We start from the raw sequence: 18,582 nt of genomic DNA, 5'->3' as shown, positions 1-18,582 counted from the left end.
TTCCTTTCTAGTCTTCTATCAAACGTTGGTTTATTATTTTACGGATCCCATCATTCCTGCTACGAAATGTCTTTGAAGCAAGAAGAAGATCAGTGCTGTTGGTAACGTTGCGATCACAATGGTTGTCATAATAATGCCAAAGTCAGGTGCAGCACTAGACCCAAGATTCGATATAAGCAATGGAATCGTATGGTTTTCTGGAGACTGCAGCACAACGAGTGGCCACAAATAATTATTCCAGCTTGCCATGAAAGTAATAATAGCAGCGGCTGCATAGGTTGTTTTCATCGTCGGTACAAAAATACGGAAGAAAACACCAAGCTCTGTTAAACCATCGATTCTTCCAGCTTCAAGTAGCTCTCTAGGAAACATCTTTGTATTTTGTCTGAAGAAAAAGATCAGAAAAGCCGTTGTAATGCTTGGTAACATGGCAGATGTTAATGTATCAATACCAATCCCAGGTGCAATTTGAGAGATGGTCCCAAACATTCGGAATAAAGGTATCATTAGTGCAGCAAAAGGAATCATCATCGAAACAAGCAAAATAGTAAATACAACATCCTTTGCTTTACTTCTGTAGATTTCAAAACCGTAGCCAGCAAGAGATGCAATGATTAGAGATAAAACGGTAGTTGTAATGGATATAATGGCGGAGTTTGTTAATGCAGGAACAAGGTCTACCACATTCAAAAGATTTCGGAAATTCTCCGCCAAATGAGTTCCTGGTAATAATCTCCCTCCTGTAACATCAACAGATTTATTCGTTGCACTCACAATCATCCAGATAAATGGAAAGATAGAAATGATTGTAAAGATTGATAGAATGATATAAATGAATGTTCGTTTAATATTATGCATTTTTATCACCTGCTACTTTGAACTGAATGATAGAAAAGATGACGATCATGATAACAATTGCATATGAGACAGTTGCTGCGTAGCCAAAATCAGGCGTATATTTGAATGATAGATTGTAGATATACTGTGAAATGGTTAACGTTGCATTTCCTGGTCCACCCTTTGTTATATTCATAACCTCATCAAACAATTGAAGTGTACCGATAGTTGATGTAATAGATGTAAAAAGGATAATTGGCTTCAGCATTGGAATCGTAATTTTAAAGAATTGTTGGAATGCATTTGCACCATCCATCTTAGCTGCTTCATATATGGAGTTATCCACGTTTTGAAGAGCAGATAAATAGAAAATCATATTGTAGCCTGTCCAACGCCATGTTATTGCAATGATAATGGTTACTTTTGCCCAAAAGGGATCCGTCAGCCATTGTATCGGCTCTGATATAAGAGAAACATTTATGAGCATTTGGTTAATGATTCCGTCTGAACCAAATAGGTATTTGAATACTACAGAATACGCTACAAGTGATGTAATACACGGCAAAAATATCGCTGTTCGAAAGAATCCTTTTAGTTTCAATTTCTTATCATTTAACAAAACAGATATAAGCAATGCTAGAATGATCATGATTGGTACTTGGATGATGAGATAGATGACTGTGTTTTTCACAGCAGCTATAAATGTCGGATCTGTAAATAACCGAATGTAATTATCGAAACCTACAAATTGTAGATTTGAACCCGCACCTGATTGAAAAGAGAGAATGAGTGCTTGGGCCATTGGATAGAAATAAAATAAACAAATCATCACCGTTGCTATAGTAATAAACGACCAGCCAATTAATCCATTTTTAAAACGAAGTTTGTTATTATATTTTCTTGATTTGGGCTGTATGCTCTGCTTCGTAGTTGCTTGTATCAACTTTTTCAACTCCCTACTTATTTCGATATAAGAATAGCCTCGGAAGTGCTCACCTACGAATGTAATCGCTTCATAGTACCTTTTTGAAAGAAGCAGGCGAGTTCCGAGGCTTAATCTCTCATATCTTATTTCTTATAAAATATACGAGGTTAAATTCAAGGCAAATTATTTAATTTGCGTTTCCGCTTGTTCTTGTGCTTCTTTTAATACTTTATCAAGGTCTTGACCATTAAGGTAATTCTGCATAGCCACAACTAAAATATCCTCAATCGCATATGTGTGCATACCATAGTTTACTTGTGGAATTTCTTCAGCCCACTTTGAAAAATCTGATACAATTGACTGACCGCCAAAGAATTCATCACCTGTCTTATATGCTTCTCCCTTAGTAGCTGGGATATAAGTACCGACAGCACCAACATCTGTAACTAATTTTTGATACAAATCTACATTCGAACCAAAAGTTTTTGTAAGGAAATCTACTGCATTTTCTTTACCCGGAGCATCTAGTACGTACCATGATGCACCACCTAAGTTAGAAGCATTAACGGATTCCATACCCGGCAGACTAGGATGTGGCACTACTGCCCATTTTCCTGATTGTGATGTTTCAGCCTTTATTGAAGGGGTAATCCAGTTACCAGTAGTGACTGTAGCAACTTTTCCACTATTAAATGTAGCTAAAAACTCATTCCAGTCTGAATGGAAATTCATTAAATCATTATCGACAAGTTCTTTATAAATTTTGAATGATAATTTAAGGGCTTCATTATCTGCTAAATCAGGTGTAGTACCATCTTCCTTCACGTACCACTTACCTGCTGATTGAATCATGGTACGAAGAATTCCTAAATCATTTGGGTCGTAAGTAAGCAATCTTTTACCAGTTGCTTCTTTTACTTTCTTTCCAATTTCAATGTATTCTTTCCAGTCGATGTTTTGTAGATCTTCAACGGTATAACCTGCTTCTGCTAAATAATCTGTTCTAACATATAATCCAGTTACTCCAGTATCAAAAGGAAGTCCATAGTTTTCACCATCTACACTTGTTGCTTCTACTTTGTATTGAACAAAATCTTCTGTTTTATAAGATCCAGTTAGTGGATGGAACATATCTGGATATGCTTGCAGGAAACTTTTTGCACGATAATCTTCAATTAACACGATATTTGGTAATCCCTTAGTAGTACCAGAGCTTAAAGACGTATTAAGTTTTTGAACAATGTCATCTTGAGCATTTTCAATAATGTTAACTTTAAGGTCTGGATTCTCAGCTGCATAAGCTTCTTTCGCTAATTCTAATGCTTTGATGTTAAAGCTTGGATCCCAAGCCCAAACTGTAATTTCATTTGCATCCGCTGAGTTTTCCTTTGATTCTTTACCATTTGAAGACCCAGAAGAACACGCGACCAACAAAAGCATACTTACCAGTAATAATGCTAATAATTTTTTCATCTATTAACCCCCTAATTCGTTTTTGTAAGCGTTATCCCATCTACAATTACTATGTTATCATCACTTAGAGAGTACAAGTTAGGACGATATTTTTGTAAATTTGTGATATTTTTGTACATTGAATGCGTTTCCATTTATTCACTTGTACTATTTTTAGTTTCTATGACTATTTTTAGTTAGTAACTATCGGAATTGAAATACGAACCTTCGTCCCTTCACCTATTTTACTTGAGATTGAAACACCATAAGCTTCACCATAAATCAACCGTATTCGCTCATCGACGTTTCGAACACCTATACCACTGAACATCTCCCTTTTGCGTTTCGTATCCGGAAGATTGTTATCTGCAGATACTTCCATTCCGTCACCATTATCTAATACCTCGCAAATAAGGGTTGCCCCTTCCTTCCAAACGAGGACATTAATCGTCCCTCCACTCTTTTTATTGAAACCATGAAAGAAAGAGTTTTCAATAAAGGGTTGTAAAATTAATTTTGGAATTTGGATTTCGTTACACTCCGGCTCTATAAAATAATTCACTCTAATTCGTTCACCATAGCGTTTCTGATTAATTAAGATATAGCTTTTTAAATTGTCTATTTCTTGCTTCACAGTTATGGTTTCACTAATATTACCTATTGTATTTTGTAATAAGGATATCAACGCATTGACCGTTTCGGCTGCCTCTTCTTTTCCACCTTGCTGCACCATGAATTTGATAGATGTTAGCGTATTATATAAGAAATGTGGATTGATCTGCTGCTGCAATGCTGCTAATTCGGCATTACGTTTCTGATTTTGGATAAGTACGAGCTTATCAACATACTCATGAAGCTCATCAAGCATTGAGTTGAAGGCTTGACCAATTTGTATCGTTTCGTACGTACCTGTTACAGGTATATAATGATCAAATTCATTTTTGGGGGTATTTTCAATTTGTTTTACTAGATTTGACAACGAATTTGTTACCTTTCTAGAAGCAAAAAAAACAATGATAATCGCTAGAAAGATGAATAGTAAACAGATAAGTACAATCGACTTTTTATCAATAATATTTTCAAAAGCAGCTTTCTTATCAATTAAATTTACTAGGTACAAATCGAAGGTAGGCAGATACTCTATCATGATCAGATGGTCTGTACCCTTAAAATCTGCATTCATATAATTCTTTTCTTGCTTCTCTAGTTGCACCGCATAATCCAAGAGCTCCACTTCTTTATTTCCAATCAACTCAGTACGATTACTCGATAAAATCGTACCAGACTGATCCATTACTAACACATCATTACCTAAGCTTGTATAGCTGCTATAAAACTTTCTAAAATCTTTTTCTTGAATCGTAAAGTACATCGTTCCATAAGTGTATTTTGAAGTTGGCTCCATAAATGCCTTTGAAGCAACAATTACCCTATCACCCTGTGTTTGATCTTTTGGTTGTTCTAGATGAAATAACAGTTTTCTAGGATGTTTGAGTGTGTTTGTGGTAATGAAGTGATTCTGCAGCACTTTATCAGATTTTGCCCATGAAGGCCTTTCTGGTGCTGCAAAACTAATCCCATTCATACCATAAACCAAAATCTCAACATCGTAGGCTTCTACACTTGTTTTGATATTGTCCATTTGTTTTTTTACATTATAATAATAGGTCCCCAGCATGCGGTTTGAGTGCGTACCGGAGAGGAAACTCTTAATTGTTCCGTTGTTCATCAGGTTATTTGAAGCAATCACAATCGAGTAATGAAACGTTCCTAAACTCTCCTTTATCTGCTCCATAACCTTACTATTGTTAAAACTAAACCGCTCAATAAAAAACCGCTCTGACATCCGGAATGTCGTCCAAGTGATAAGTGAGGATATTGTAACAATGATTAGTACTGTGATAAGAAACATTTTACTAAATAGACTGTTATATCTAAATCGTTCAGGTTTTATTCTCATATACATCCCATCTTTAATTTTCAATTGTGTTTTCTTCTAAATTTACTAGGCGACATTCCATTTATCTTTTTAAATACTTTACAGAAATAGCTGTGATCTGAATAACCTACCATTCCACTAATTTCTGAAATAGGTGCTGTATCCTTAAGTAGGAGCTGTGAAGCTTTTTCAATTCGAACCTTGTTCAAATACTCAATGAATCCTTCTTTATTATGTGTAGAAAAGTAGTTAGATAAATAGGAAGGATTAAAATGAAAATGCTCTGCTACATCTGCAAGGCTGAGTTGATCTGCATAATGGTCATCAATATATTGCAGGAGTTTCTTCATATTCAAATTACTAGGTTGATTTTTCTCAGAATGTAAGTTTTTGTTCACTTGTTCAATGAATCTATTTAGATGTTCTACTGTCTCATTAGATGAATTAGCCTCGTTAATTGATCTAAAATACTCGTACTTGGAACTCACTATTTCAGCTACATCGTATTCCATGTTATTAAGAATGACAGTAATGGTAAAGATGATATTTTCAAAGAATGATTTAAATTCAAATACATCCGTTGTGTAACATTTTGAAGATACAGATACATATTCTTGCAAATAGCTGAAAGCTTCCAGAAAACGACTATGCTTACATTCTTTTGTGAACCATTCCATGTTAAAAGCTTCAATATCTGGTAGTTCTCGTTGTAAATCCTGTTCCCGTAAAAGAGGGATGTTTGAAAAGTAAAATCTATATTGTATCAATTTTGATACTTTTTCATTATAGATAGATCCTATTTGTGATAGGTCAAAGAATCGCTCACTGAGAACAAATCCCATATCTGTATGGGTTTCCGCAGCTCTTTTTGCGAAATCCAGGACCTCCTGGGACCTGTCTTTGTTTACATTTAGAATGAGCGCGGTTTCATTTTTATCAAAGGTAATGGCATGATAGGTTGCTTGAGCTAAATAAGATTGGTACTGCTGCATGATACGTTCTTGGACTTGAATTTGATCACTTCTAGGAATATTTCCACTAAAAACTACCCCTAATAAATAAAAGCTGTCATAGGGAAACACCCTTGCTAGCAGCTCTGCATTATAATCCGCTTCAAAACCAGAAATTAACTTTTCAATTACATGATTTACAGACATTCTCTCCTGCTGCTCTGCCTCATTTAATTCAGTAGTTGGTATTCTACTCAATGCTTTATTTAGCACTTCTAACAGCGTATTTGCATCAAGCTTAGGCTTTAATATATAATCAACCACTCCACTTTGGAAGGTAGAACGAACGTAGTCAAATTCACCAAAACTGCTTAGTATAATGATTTCGATATCTGGATATTTTGATTTAACGATTCTTGTCAATTCTTCTCCATCCATAATCGGCATGACAATATCCGTTAACACAATGTTTGGACGGGTCCGTTCAATGATTTCAAGTGCTTCCTTACCATTAGAGGCTTCTCCCACAATTTGAAAACCTTCATGCTCCCAATTCAGGTAATGTTTTATGCCTTGTCTTATTAAAATTTCATCATCCACAATAACAATTTTACTTAGTTCTTTCGTTGCCATATGCTCACCTCTATTGCAAATCATTTTTATAAATATTCATATATTTATTATACACATCAAAACTAGTTTATCGCTTATATTCTATGAAGATGGTAGCGAATACCAAATATAGGTTAATAGGGGTGAATACTACTGACAATACATTACCTGTCTAATTAATGAAATTGGAGAACCTTCACCCTTTACTACTTAATCATCTTCTCGACAATTTCCTTTCTACTAATCAGGTACAAATACTATATTGATAGGCTGTACAGCTATTCTAATCAAACGTTTAGTTAATACCGATATCACTAATCAAACGTTTGATTAGTGGGATGATATTCCTTTTAGTTATAGGAACTTTTGCTTGTTTTCAGGAAAGGAATTTGTCGTTTACAAGGTGTGTTTTTTATGAATAATCTTCAAAAATGACAATAGAATCTAGCAAAATACACAACCTGACAAATGTCTACAGTTGTACTACCATTATGTATCTTTTGTAATGTAAGTGTTCAGACATAAATAAAAAAGGCTCTCACCATATGTGAGAACCGGGACTTAGTATCTTGTTTACTATTCTTGAGGATGGCTAACCGCTTTGCCTTCCAAACCTTCATATTGGCGGCCCCATCCCGTGATGATAGAGAACAATAGAACCAAGAACAGTACCATGCAATATATCATACCTCTGCTTACTTGTGTTAGTAAAAGCGGTGCAACAAAATCATAACCTTTTGACAGCAAAGCACCGAGGAATACAAAGACACTTAAAAAAGGTACTACTAGTACGATAGCATTAGCAAAACCATCAAGTAGATTGGCACGACGGTATGGATGCAGGCCAACACGTTTGCCAATCTCATTCTGTACCTTTCCAAATGTCGTCATCGATGCACTGGTCACACCTCCGAAGATCAAAGTTGTAAACGAAATACCTACCATCATAGCAATCTCTGCACCGCGAACCGTCCTGCCCATTTTACTAACTAGACAAAGACCTTTTCCTAGTATTGCACTCATAATACCTAATAAAAATCCTTCAATTCCCTTAAAAATCAACCCAGAAATAAATCTGAAGACAGGTAACGCTCTCCCGTGTCTGGAGCTAAGCAAAGAATTCTAGCTGAAGATGGCAGCTTTTTTGCTACCTCGACAGCAAAATAGGTTGAAGCTGCTCCTGACGCACCTACAAAAATTCCTTCTTCTGCAGCAAGCCGGCGTGCAGTCACTTGAGCATCTTCATCCTTGATGAGCAAAATTTCATCAAAAATAGCACGATTTAATATCGAAGGAATAAAGCCCGGTCCTGTTCCTGGGATTTTATGGGGTCCAGGCTCACCACCTGAAAGAACAGGGGACCCATACGGTTCGACTACATAAATTTTCAAGTTTGGAATCTGCTTTTTTAGCTCTTCCCCAACCCCAGTTACCGTTCCACCAGTACCTGCAGTCAACACAAGGGCATCCAATTTCCCTTCAAATGCTTCAAGAATCTCAACTGCAGTTGTTTCACGATGTGCGTCAGCATTTGCAGAATTCTCAAATTGCATGGGAATAAAATAATCAGATATAGATTCAGCTATTCGGTTTGCTTCATCAATAGACCCTTGCATTCGCAAACTTGCTGGAGTTAGGTGGACTTCCGCTCCATAGGCTTTCATGATTTTGATCCGTTCTTTTGTCGCATTATCAGGCATGGTAATAATACAACGATACCCTTTTACTGCACATACCATGGCAATGCCAATACCAGTATTACCAGAAGTCGGTTCAATCACAGTACTTTTTCCTGGAATTAATTTTCCCTCTTTTTCTGCACGTTCAATCATATTAATGGACGCACGGTCTTTAACACTTCCTCCAGGGTTGAATGATTCCAATTTTATGTATACTTCCCCTCCTGTTGGATCAGGTAATTTATTTAATTTTACAATTGGAGTTTTCCCAATTAAGTCAAGAATTGAACTGTAAAGTTTCATTGTCCTTCCACCCTTCGATATTTAAAAAATCCCCGATGGTAAATTCCAACGGGGGAAAACATTTAACCATTTAGAACTTTTTCCAAGTGTTTTACTGTTGGTGTCAAATTTGCAAAGAAATAGGCTTCGCGTAGTCTTCGAGATGGTGCACTATCCTGTATATATCCTGCACTGCCGTTGTGCAGTATACTCTCTTGAACAGCCTCAAGCGTTAAATATGCCGTTTCAAGACGAATCCGAGCAATATCTTTGAAGTTCAGACTGTCACCATTATAAAAGGATTGCAATTTTTGCTGGATATCATGTTCATCAACTCGTAAATCTACAGGCTGCTTCTTTAAAAATTGATATAAGGGGTAGTTGCCTTCTTTAAAATAACAAAAGAGTTTTGATGTTATAACCTTATTGCTAAATCTTTCCACATGGGTATAAGCCACCTACATCCCTTCACCGGGCGGCGTTTCACAGCAAAATTTAGACCCTTAGCGAGCCGCGGAAACCCCTGGCAGCATAATAGGAGTCTGCTCCATTGTGGTAGACAAAGATAGTGTCGTAGCGACGGTCACAAAAGATGGCCCCACCGAGTTTTCTAATATTAGCAGGTGTTATCACCCAGCTCGATGTTTTCGTATCGAAATTTCCAAGTTTCTGCAGCTCACGGTATTGTTCTTCCGTTAATATCTCAATACCCATGTCAGCAGCCATATCCATAGCACTATTATTTGGTTTATGCTGTTTCCTTGACTCCAACGCTTCACGGTCATAACAAACACTTCTGCGGCCTTTAGGACTTTCAGATGAACAATCATAAAAAATGAATTCGCCTGTTTTTGTATCAAGACCAATAACATCTGGTTCACCGCCAGTTGTTTCCATTTCATTAAGTGACCACAGTTTTTCAGGATTCGTTTCTAGCCTTGCTTGTACATTATCCCATTCAAGTCCTTTATGCCGATTCAAGTTTTTCTCAAAACGGGCTTTCAATGCCCCGAGTATTTCTTCACGTTGTTCAGGTGACAACTCCCTTTTTTCATTCTTCATACTAAAACCTCCTCGTAGAATATGTTTAAAACTGCTTTTTTAAAATTGCTTCATTATCGCTTTCTTTTCCCGTTTGTTCTTTTGTATTTAGGTATATCAGTAATCCTTGCCAAATTTTTTAACAATATCCATAAACACCGGTATTAAAACAGCAAGATGGCCCCCGCTACAATCGGCGTGAGTACCATTGCACCTTTTAAAACTGGGAGTGGTACAAAATTCGTAAATTTCGCACCAATATATGAACCAACCATCGTTCCTAGCAATACTTGCAGAAGTAGCAGGACATCAAGGTATCCCTTAAAATAATAGCCGACCCCGCCAGCTAAAGCAATTGGCAAAATGACCAGCATAGTTGTTCTAACTGATTTCTGAAGGGATAATCCTAAAATAGTCAATAACCCAATCTGGATAAAAGGAGCCGAACCAATTCCAAATGTCCCTGACAAAATACCACAGACAATTCCAACAAAAGCCGCCGGCACAAAAAGTCCGCTTGTTCTATAAATAAGATATAAACAGCAATTACAGACAACTATATGCTATAATCAAGCAGTTTTGGAGAATGCTTTTTTTTATTAGAGAGGTTAAAATAGTACGTGATTATTGTTAACGCTTACTTAAATAGAGGTGAGTGTTTTTTTTGAAAAAGCACGATCCCGTCCAATTCTGAAATTACCGAGAGTCTTTATACACAAAGGAGAGATACCATGAATAATTCGTTAAAAAAGACTCATCGTCCCCCGTATGGGATTCTTGCTGTACTTATGATTGGCACATTTATTACATTTTTAAATAATACATTATTAAATATCGCACTGCCATCGATAATGGAGGACTTAGATATTGACACAGCAACCGTTCAATGGTTAACGACAGTCTTTATGCTAGTGAACGGTGTTTTGATTCCAACAACTGCATTCTTATTTCAAAAATTTTCAGTCCGGCAATTATTCTTGGCTGCAATGAGCGTATTTGCATTAGGGACGATTATTGCCGGCAGTACCGATTTCTTTTCCATTTTATTAATTGGACGGATTCTTCAAGCTGCTGGAGCAGCCATCATGATGCCGGTATTAATGAATGTCATGCTAGTGAGCTTTCCGATTGAAAAGCGCGGGGCAGCGATGGGAGTCTTTGGTTTAATTATCATGTTCGCTCCAGCAATAGGTCCCACTTTATCAGGGTGGATCATTGAACACTATCACTGGAGAATGCTTTTCCACTTTATCACGCCTATCGCTATTGTCGTTATTTTGATTGGCTTTTTCTCACTCAAAGACAAAAAGGATAAAACCGATATTAAACTTGATTTATTTTCGCTTTTGTTATCAAGCATTGGTTTTGGAGGGTTACTATTCGGTTTTAGTTCTGCTGGCAGTAAAGGCTGGAACAGTGCGCTAGTGTATATGCCGCTTATAATTGGAGTTTTCTCCCTATTATGGTTTATCTTACGGCAAACAAAGCAAGAATTTCCCATGCTTAATTTTCGTGTGTTTAAATACCCAATGTTTTCGCTATCTGCAACGATTACTATTGTGGTAAATATGGCAATGTTTTCAGGGTTTTTACTTCTGCCTATCTATGTCCAAACAATACGCGGTATATCGCCGTTAGACACCGGATTATTGCTGCTTCCAGGAGCGCTATTGATGGCCATTATGTCACCCATTATAGGAAGATTATTTGATAAGTTTGGGGGGCGTATGTTAGCGATAATCGGCCTAATGATCACAACGATTACAACCTATTATTTTAGCAAATTAACTTTTACAACACCCTACAATTACTTAGTGATTTTACATGCTGTAAGAATGTTAGGCATATCAATGGTGATGATGCCAGTTTCAACAAATGGTTTAAATCAATTGCCAGCAAGTCTCTATCCACACGGTACTGCCATGAACAACACAATAAATCAGGTATCCGCGGCCATCGGTACGGCCCTTTTGGTAACAGCTATGTCTAATTATTCGAAATCATACACCGCTCAATTAACGGATGAAGCTATAAAAGCAGGTATGGCCGAAATACAGGCGCAAATTGCCATGAAGGCCATGCTTGAAGGAATCAATTATACTTTCTTTTTGTCAACCATAATTGCTTGTTTTGCCCTGCTTCTATCCTTCTTTATCAAACGGGCAAAGCAGCCAGAAGATAAAATAGAAGGAAATACATCTAAGAAAAGTGTTACCCGTAAATTGGCATAGAATTAGACTTTTCCGTAAGCATAAAAAAAGGCCCAAGTGAAGAGAAATCACTTGGGCCTTTTTCCGGTTCAAAGTATATGTTACTAAGCGGTTTTCAATTTTAACCGGATTAATCCCTCAATACTATCCGCGACACACATTCAACATGTGTGGACTTTAAATTGACAACACAATGGATGTTGGTCGGTTTATCAACTTAATTTTATTTTAAATGGCCTTAAACAAACTAAGATATTATACTTAATGAATATCCCCATAGCTAAAGCAAGGGGTTTCGAAAGAATAGTCTTTAAAAGCACCATTGTCTTTACGTGGGCTACCACAAGTCCCGCTACTACATCAGGCCGGAGCCTTCAGCTTTGCATGTCTATTTTTCGTGATGAAGATCTTCTGTGGCGCTTGAAGGAATTGTCGTCTTTCAAGTCCTTCAAAAGCATTCTTTAAATGTTTATTACGATGTTAAAGGCGCCATTTACATCCGCATGGATTAAAACATTCGAGCCCTTAATTTTGTAAAAAGCTCTAGTGCTTCGATATCCACTAAAAATAGTTTGGTGTTCTTCTCCAAATGTCGGAATGGGGTCATGATTCAAGAAACTAGACTTGGAAGTATAGCTTTCTTCCCTATCAATGACCTGAATGCCTTTGCGTTCGGCTTTGTAACGAATCATTTCAATGAAAGTCGCATAGGGAATTTGGATGAAGGTTTGCTTAATTCCCTTTTGCATAGGAACCTCCCATTTCCAGCCAACATTCCTTCCAATGATAATGGTGTCGATGTTTCTTACTAGAGCAATTTCTATCACTTTAGCGCTCGCCTTATGCAAAAAATCCATGACTCGGTTATTTCTTTTTCGATCCAACGAAATCAAGTGGTTAGTAGTAAAGTTTCCTTCTTTTGGACCTTTGCCATTTCGAATGATACTTGTATATTTCGCTCTTAACTTATTATAGTATTGATTGATAGATTTTAACCTTGTGCCCCTGATAAGCAGAGGCTTAAGCCCCGTATTATCGACGATAGTTGCCAGGTTATCAACTCCTAAATCAATACCCATTACTAGTTTCGGGTCAAATACCAATTTATTAAGTTGCTTTTCAGACCTTTCGATTTCCTTGGATTGCTTACCCTTAAAAATAACTTCTACAACATAGCGGCCATAGGAGGGAACAATTCGAACCTGTTGCAGTTTTCCTTCGGAATAAGCCACCTTTCCCAATTTTAAAGGAAGATGTGTTCCTGGTAATTTTAGTACATTTCCATTCTTAATCTTGGTAATTTGATTGGTTAAATAACAAGTTGTGCGTCCATTCTTTTGTTTATACTTTGGAATCTTTGGTTTTCCAGTAAAGCTGGCAGGATTGATTTTATATTTCTTTGAGGCTTCGAAGTAACTTTTCCAATCGTCATATACTTTTTTCATCGTTTGTTGATTGGTCTGGGAGGGCATAGAATTGTAATCTACTTGTTTCATCACTTTAAATAGGGCTTCAACAAAGCCATATCCAATAAATGATTTCTCGTGATAGGGCATTTCAAATGGCTTAAAGATTGGTTCAATTATTTTACCATTTTTGTCTACAATCTTAGGTTTCACAATCGCTTTTTCATAACTTTTCTGGCGTATCTCATTCATTTTAGGTAGATGTGCTTCAATATCCATTAGAACCTGAAGTTGATTTTCATTTCTCACTTCTTTTTTTAGTGCAGTGTAAACCTGTCTAATATAGTAATTGGTAATATTGTATAAGTTTTTCGCTTTAAAACAGAGAGAATCACAGTAATCGAACAATTCATGGTCCGGATGTATTTGTATTTTATAGGCACTATACATTGCGTTCACCTCCTATACACGGAACAAATGTTCTATATACTTTTATTATACCAAATAGTTTCATAGAATGTATAGTGAGAGTACATACATTATCCAAAAATATATGACAATATACAGCTTATATCCCCATATCTAAAGCTAGGGGTTTTACGCTGTTTTTTTGATAATGAGATTATCGTCGATAATTTATCTATCTATGTACAAAAAAGGATTAGAGGCAAGGAAAAACTTACACTTAAATTATCTGGTTTCGGTTTCCGCAAAGCTTCAATGAGGATCCCCCCTATAAAAAAACAGCACCCATTCATCAAGTCGAATGGGTGCTGTTTTTTATGCTACTTCTCTTTTCGATTGTTCTACTAATACATGTTGCGGAATCTTCCAAAGATTAATCCATTTGTTTATTGAAGTAACCATAATTACTAAACCAAGGATGAGCATTGTAATGGATAGTATACCGTTTAATACACTGAAACCAGCATTATCTGCATTGAAATAGACGTTTTTAACCATCCAGTAACCTGCAACATTTACGGTTACAAATAGGTAAGCAAGAGGGATTAGACATGTCAGCATGTACCAGCGCTTTTCAGCAATCTTGAGGACTACTGTTGCTCCGATAATGAGTCCGATAGAAGCCATTAATTGGTTTGATACACCAAATAGCGCCCAGACGGAACTGATGTCCCCTGAGAAAAGAAGATATCCCCAGACGAAGCAGGCTAATGCACTGGCAAAGATATTTGCTCCAAGTGAATCAGTACGTTTTAATGGTTTAATAAAGTCTCCCAAGAAATCTTGAATAAGATAACGAGCAACCCTCGTTCCTGAATCAATCGCAGTTAATATAAAGACCGCTTCAAATAGAATGACAAATTGATAGAAATAAGATGCTAATTTTGCGAAAAATGGAACTGCTGTGAAGATGTGCGTCATCCCTACAGCAAGGGTAACGGCTCCACCAGTTCTTCCTTCAAGGTCCATTCCTACCTTTTCCTCTAGTTCATTAAGGTCAACCGTTTCCATTCCAAGTGTTGCGAATTTCTCAGGTGATGAATTGATTGCAAAATAATCTCCTGGCTGTAGCGAGATGGCAGCAATTAAAGCCATAATTGCCACTAAACATTCAACAAGCATTGCACCAAAAGCTACTCCTTTAATGTCGCTCCAACGGCTGATCATCTTCGGTGTTGTACCAGAACCAACGAATGCGTGGAATCCTGAAATTGCTCCACAGGCAATGGTAATCGAGATAAACGGCCAAACTGGACCAGCAACAACAGGACCACCGCCATTAATAAATTCTGTAAATGCAGGAAATTGAACTTCTGGGTTTACAATGAATACCCCAACGATCAATGCTGCGAATACCCCTATCTTCATAAAAGTACTTAAATAATCACGTGGTGCAAGCAATAACCAGACTGGTAATGCTGCAGCAAAAAATGCATAGATTGGTAAAATAAGAGCAAGCGTGCTTTTTTCAAGTGTTAACAAATCACCTAACCATGTACCTTGAATATTTGGTCCCCACAGGATTGCTGCCATGATTAGAGCGAAACCAACAGTTGTAGCTAGTTTTAAATTACCTGTCTTTTTATGATATAATCCAACACCCATTGCAATCGGAATGGTGATCCCTACTGCAAATGTTCCCCATGGGTTTCTTTCAAGTGCGCCCAACACAACCATTGACAGTCCTGCCATAGTAATGGTGATAATGAATAACATCGCTAAGCCTGTACAAAATCCTGCTACAGGGCCGAGTTCTTCCTTTGCAACTTCTGATAAAGATTTCCCGTCTCTGCGCATTGAGGCAAAGAGAACAACCATATCATGGACAGCTCCACCAATGACTGCACCAATTAACAGCCAAAGCAATCCAGGTAAATAACCGAATTGTGCTGCCAAGATTGGACCAACTAACGGTCCAGCTGCAGCAATCGCAGCAAAATGGTGACCAAATACCACCCATTTATTTGTAGGTACATAATCTTGTCCATCTTCTAATTTCTGAGCAGGTGTCGGCTTTGACTCATTAAGCTTCAAAACCTTTGCAGCCATAAAGGTGCCATATAAACGATAAACTATTAAGAGGATACATATTGAACCAATTACGATTGAAATCGCATTCATTATTTACTCCCCCTCCATTTCTTCTAATATATTATTATTATCTTACAAAATGAAAACGTTTTTATTTCACTTTCAAGATAACTTGCAAAAATGGAAAGGTGAATTGCAAAATCCGACAGATGAAATACAATAACCGACAAATAAAAAACAGAAAATTTAAAATCCTAAAATCTGCTTTAATTCTTTTACATAGGTCCGGCTGACTGGAACTTTTGAGCCGTTCCCCATGATTAAATTATAGGTAGAGTTAAACCAAGGCTCTATTTCTACGATATGATCGATATTTACAATGAAACTGCGGTGGACACGAAAAAATTTGGTGTTATGTAACTTTTTCTCTAATACAACGAGTGCCTCACTTACTTTGTACTTTTGGTCCATTGTTTCGATCGTGCACTTACCCTCACTGGATTCTAAATAGACAATGTCAGCATTGGTTAATAAAATAATTCTATCCTCGACAGGGACAGCAATTTTTTCATTTTGGTTGTTTTTCATAGGGGAATAAATGGGAAGATCCTGATCCCCTATTTTTTGCATCTTTTTGATTTTTTCCAATGTTTTTCCGATTCGTTCTTCATCGAAGGGTTTTAATATATAATCCACCGCATCTAATTCAAAAGCTTTTAGTGCAAACTCATCGTAAGCTGTCGCAAAAACAATCGCTGGAGCTGGATTAAGGTTTTCTAATTGCCTTGCTAACTCCAATCCGCTATCTTCAGCTAGTTCAATATCTAAAAAGACAAGATCTGGTTTTAGCTTAAAAATATCTGCTGCGGCATCCTCAATACAATCACTTTCACCTAATACGCCCACCTGTTTGCTGCGAATCAGCAAGTATTTTAATTCATCTCTTGCTAATGGTTCATCATCCACTATGTAAGCTTTCAGCATTTTGATCAAAAACTCCTTTAGAGTCGAGCGGAATGGAAATACTTACTGTTGTTCCATGGTCCACTTGACTTTTTATCGTTAAACAGGCTTTACCATTATAAATTCCTTTAAGACGTTCATTTATATTAAAAATAGCTGTGCCATTTCCTTTTTTAGAATTTACAAGTTGCTTACCGAGCACTTCTATCCTCTCATCAGGAATGCCTCTTCCATTATCCGCAACAATTATTTTCAATTGATTCTTTTCGGAAAAAATCCGAATGGTGATTATTCCTTCAGATTTGCTTCGAGGAAAGCCATAATGAATCGCGTTTTCTACTATTGGCTGCAGGGTAAACGGCGGAATCAGTACCTTTTCGATACCTGGTTCAATTTGAAAATCGATGAAGTACTTATTTGGAAAACGGGTCTGTTCCAATGATAGGTAAGCCCTGACATTCGTCAATTCCTTCTCCAGCGGGAGGAGCATCTGCCTGGCTCCTTGAAGATTTCCACGAAAAAATGAACTGAGCTCCAACAGTAATTTACGAGCTTTATCTGCGTCTGTACGGCAAAGTGCTGAGATGGTATTGATACTATTAAATAAAAAGTGCGGGTGGATTTGTGCCTGTAAGGCTTTAATCTCTGCATCTTTCAATAGCTTCGTTTGTCTTTCTGCTTCTGCAAGCTCCAACTGTGTAGAAAATAGATTAGCAAGTCCCTCCGCTAATTCCTGCTGCACCCTATCTAATTTTTCAGGCTTAGTATAGTACATTTTTAATGTACCGACGATTTTATTTTTAACCCTTAACGGCAGCACAATGGCGGCTTCTAAAGAACAATCATTATGAATACAGAGAATTTCTTTCTTCGATCTTGCAACTGAAATCTTGCCGTATTCGAGCACTTTTTTTGTCAAACCGGTCTCCGGTTTTGACTTTGGGATATGGTGATCTGACGCAGCGCCGACATGGGCTAGAACTTGATGTTCATCTGTAATTGAAACCGCATTAGCCTCGGTTAGTTTCAGCATAATTTCCGCTATTTCCCTGCAGGAATGGAGATTTAAGCCTTGTCGAAAATATGGCAAAGTTTGATCGGCAATAAGAAAAGCCTGGTTTGTTTGATTTGCACGGGTAAGTTCTTTATCACGTTTAATTGCGCTTATAATGAACATAAACAGCAATGTACCTAATCCATTGCCGAATATCATCGGGAAGCTAATGAACTGTACAAGACTCCAAGCTTGTTCAAACGGTTTAGCAATAACAAGGATGAGTAACATCTGTACGGATTCCATTATCATGCCTATCATTACAGCAAATCTAGCAGTAATTGGTTTCCCCGTCTGTATTCTTTTTTTTCCAAAGTAACCTGCGATAATTCCAGCTATGATAGTAGAAATTGCGCAAGCAAATGCGGTGAAACCGCCAAGCGTGTAACGATGGACTCCAGCAACCAATCCCGCACCAACACCAACTATCGGGCCTCCAAGCACTCCTCCAATGACAACCCCCATTACTCTTGTATTTGCCAGCGCGCTCTCTTGTTCTAAATCAGAAAGCCACTCCGCTCTATTAATGGAATTATGATGAACTTCAATCCCTGTATAATTACTAATGATTCCGAAGGCACCAAAAAGTAAAATAAGCAGGATTCTCTCATTTGTCTTGTGCTCGGTTTGAATAATATGACGAAATGATTTCATTTGCGAAAGCAAATAAGCAACAATGACAATGATTCCAACCTTTTCAAGCATTAATGCTGCTAAATTAAACATTTTCACCCAA

Annotated in this window: 13 protein-coding genes and 2 pseudogenes; 1 reads left to right on the top strand and 14 read right to left on the bottom strand. The window is 37.2% G+C overall.

Annotated features, from left to right (window positions below; all coding sequences use genetic code 11):
• Positions 1-33: 33 nt before the first annotated feature.
• The 10 genes and pseudogenes from J2Y03_RS17350 to J2Y03_RS17305 all read right to left on the bottom strand — a co-directional run.
• Entirely contained in the window at positions 34-858 is an 825-nt protein-coding gene (locus tag J2Y03_RS17350) for a carbohydrate ABC transporter permease (protein ID WP_132092136.1), read from the bottom strand.
• Entirely contained in the window at positions 851-1,780 is a 930-nt protein-coding gene (locus tag J2Y03_RS17345; protein WP_132092133.1) for a carbohydrate ABC transporter permease, read from the bottom strand. The genes J2Y03_RS17350 and J2Y03_RS17345 overlap by 8 nt, the downstream gene beginning before the upstream one ends.
• A 165-nt stretch (positions 1,781-1,945) precedes the next feature.
• A complete protein-coding gene (locus tag J2Y03_RS17340) occupies positions 1,946-3,235 on the bottom strand; it encodes an ABC transporter substrate-binding protein (RefSeq protein ID WP_310196104.1) in 1,290 nt (429 codons plus the stop codon).
• Between the two features lie 172 nt (positions 3,236-3,407).
• Positions 3,408-5,198 carry a sensor histidine kinase gene (locus tag J2Y03_RS17335; RefSeq protein ID WP_396954218.1) on the bottom strand — a complete coding sequence of 597 codons (1,791 nt, stop codon included), beginning with the start codon at positions 5,196-5,198 and terminating at the stop codon, positions 3,408-3,410.
• Positions 5,195-6,736 (bottom strand): response regulator transcription factor, encoded by a 1,542-nt coding sequence (locus J2Y03_RS17330; RefSeq protein ID WP_310196102.1) that lies wholly within the window; start codon positions 6,734-6,736, stop codon positions 5,195-5,197. Before J2Y03_RS17330 ends, J2Y03_RS17335 begins: the two co-directional genes overlap by 4 nt.
• A gap of 555 nt (positions 6,737-7,291) precedes the next feature.
• Positions 7,292-7,738 carry a hypothetical protein gene (locus tag J2Y03_RS17325; protein ID WP_310196101.1) on the bottom strand — a complete coding sequence of 149 codons (447 nt, stop codon included), beginning with the start codon at positions 7,736-7,738 and terminating at the stop codon, positions 7,292-7,294.
• A 35-nt stretch (positions 7,739-7,773) separates the two neighbouring features.
• Positions 7,774-8,697, bottom strand: a complete 924-nt coding sequence (gene cysK / locus J2Y03_RS17320) for a cysteine synthase A (protein ID WP_310196099.1) — start codon at positions 8,695-8,697, stop codon at positions 7,774-7,776.
• Positions 8,698-8,759: 62 nt separating this feature from the next.
• Positions 8,760-8,945, bottom strand: a pseudogene (locus tag J2Y03_RS28955) (acyl-CoA dehydrogenase family protein); the annotation flags it as partial.
• Positions 8,946-9,171: 226 nt separating this feature from the next.
• Positions 9,172-9,738: a DUF4256 domain-containing protein gene (locus J2Y03_RS17310; RefSeq protein ID WP_310196095.1), complete on the bottom strand. Its 567-nt coding sequence runs from the start codon at positions 9,736-9,738 to the stop codon at positions 9,172-9,174.
• 143 nt (positions 9,739-9,881) lie between these two features.
• Positions 9,882-10,211, bottom strand: a pseudogene (locus J2Y03_RS17305) (TSUP family transporter); the annotation flags it as partial.
• A 237-nt stretch (positions 10,212-10,448) separates the two neighbouring features.
• Between J2Y03_RS17305 and J2Y03_RS17300 the strand changes: the two are divergent.
• Positions 10,449-11,948, top strand: coding sequence for a DHA2 family efflux MFS transporter permease subunit (locus tag J2Y03_RS17300; protein WP_310196094.1), 1,500 nt, complete (start codon positions 10,449-10,451; stop codon positions 11,946-11,948).
• A 440-nt stretch (positions 11,949-12,388) separates the two neighbouring features.
• Here J2Y03_RS17300 and J2Y03_RS17295 read toward each other — a convergent pair whose 3' ends face one another.
• The 4 genes from J2Y03_RS17295 to J2Y03_RS17280 form a co-directional block, all read right to left on the bottom strand.
• Positions 12,389-13,783, bottom strand: a complete 1,395-nt coding sequence (locus tag J2Y03_RS17295) for an RNA-guided endonuclease InsQ/TnpB family protein (RefSeq protein ID WP_310196092.1) — start codon at positions 13,781-13,783, stop codon at positions 12,389-12,391.
• Between the two features lie 330 nt (positions 13,784-14,113).
• On the bottom strand, positions 14,114-15,919 hold the full coding sequence (locus J2Y03_RS17290) for a carbon starvation CstA family protein (RefSeq protein ID WP_310196090.1): 1,806 nt from the start codon (positions 15,917-15,919) through the stop codon (positions 14,114-14,116).
• 156 nt (positions 15,920-16,075) lie between these two features.
• Complete coding sequence (locus tag J2Y03_RS17285) at positions 16,076-16,813, bottom strand: LytR/AlgR family response regulator transcription factor (protein ID WP_310196088.1); 738 nt, start codon at positions 16,811-16,813, stop codon at positions 16,076-16,078.
• Positions 16,788-18,572 carry a sensor histidine kinase gene (locus J2Y03_RS17280; RefSeq protein ID WP_310196087.1) on the bottom strand — a complete coding sequence of 595 codons (1,785 nt, stop codon included), beginning with the start codon at positions 18,570-18,572 and terminating at the stop codon, positions 16,788-16,790. The genes J2Y03_RS17285 and J2Y03_RS17280 overlap by 26 nt, the downstream gene beginning before the upstream one ends.
• Positions 18,573-18,582: the final 10 nt, after the last annotated feature.

The organism is Neobacillus niacini (assembly GCF_031457145.1).
Lineage (GTDB): Bacteria > Bacillota > Bacilli > Bacillales > Cytobacillaceae > Neobacillus > Neobacillus niacini_J.
Note: the sequence above shows the minus strand (reverse complement) of the source record. Positions and strands in the feature narration are given on the sequence as shown.

What these genes read in the sequence shown, in the direction of transcription:
- J2Y03_RS17350 (WP_132092136.1), bottom strand. Translation starts at nt 858, where the DNA reads ATGCATAATATTAAACGAACATTCATTTATATCATTCTATCAATCTTT.
- J2Y03_RS17340 (WP_310196104.1), bottom strand. Translation starts at nt 3,235, where the DNA reads ATGAAAAAATTATTAGCATTATTACTGGTAAGTATGCTTTTGTTGGTC.
- J2Y03_RS17330 (WP_310196102.1), bottom strand. Translation starts at nt 6,736, where the DNA reads ATGGCAACGAAAGAACTAAGTAAAATTGTTATTGTGGATGATGAAATT.
- J2Y03_RS17325 (WP_310196101.1), bottom strand. Translation starts at nt 7,738, where the DNA reads ATGAGTGCAATACTAGGAAAAGGTCTTTGTCTAGTTAGTAAAATGGGC.
- cysK (WP_310196099.1), bottom strand. Translation starts at nt 8,697, where the DNA reads ATGAAACTTTACAGTTCAATTCTTGACTTAATTGGGAAAACTCCAATT.
- J2Y03_RS17310 (WP_310196095.1), bottom strand. Translation starts at nt 9,738, where the DNA reads ATGAAGAATGAAAAAAGGGAGTTGTCACCTGAACAACGTGAAGAAATA.
- J2Y03_RS17300 (WP_310196094.1), top strand. Translation starts at nt 10,449, where the DNA reads ATGAATAATTCGTTAAAAAAGACTCATCGTCCCCCGTATGGGATTCTT.
- J2Y03_RS17295 (WP_310196092.1), bottom strand. Translation starts at nt 13,783, where the DNA reads ATGTATAGTGCCTATAAAATACAAATACATCCGGACCATGAATTGTTC.
- J2Y03_RS17290 (WP_310196090.1), bottom strand. Translation starts at nt 15,919, where the DNA reads ATGAATGCGATTTCAATCGTAATTGGTTCAATATGTATCCTCTTAATA.
- J2Y03_RS17285 (WP_310196088.1), bottom strand. Translation starts at nt 16,813, where the DNA reads ATGCTGAAAGCTTACATAGTGGATGATGAACCATTAGCAAGAGATGAA.
- J2Y03_RS17280 (WP_310196087.1), bottom strand. Translation starts at nt 18,572, where the DNA reads ATGTTTAATTTAGCAGCATTAATGCTTGAAAAGGTTGGAATCATTGTC.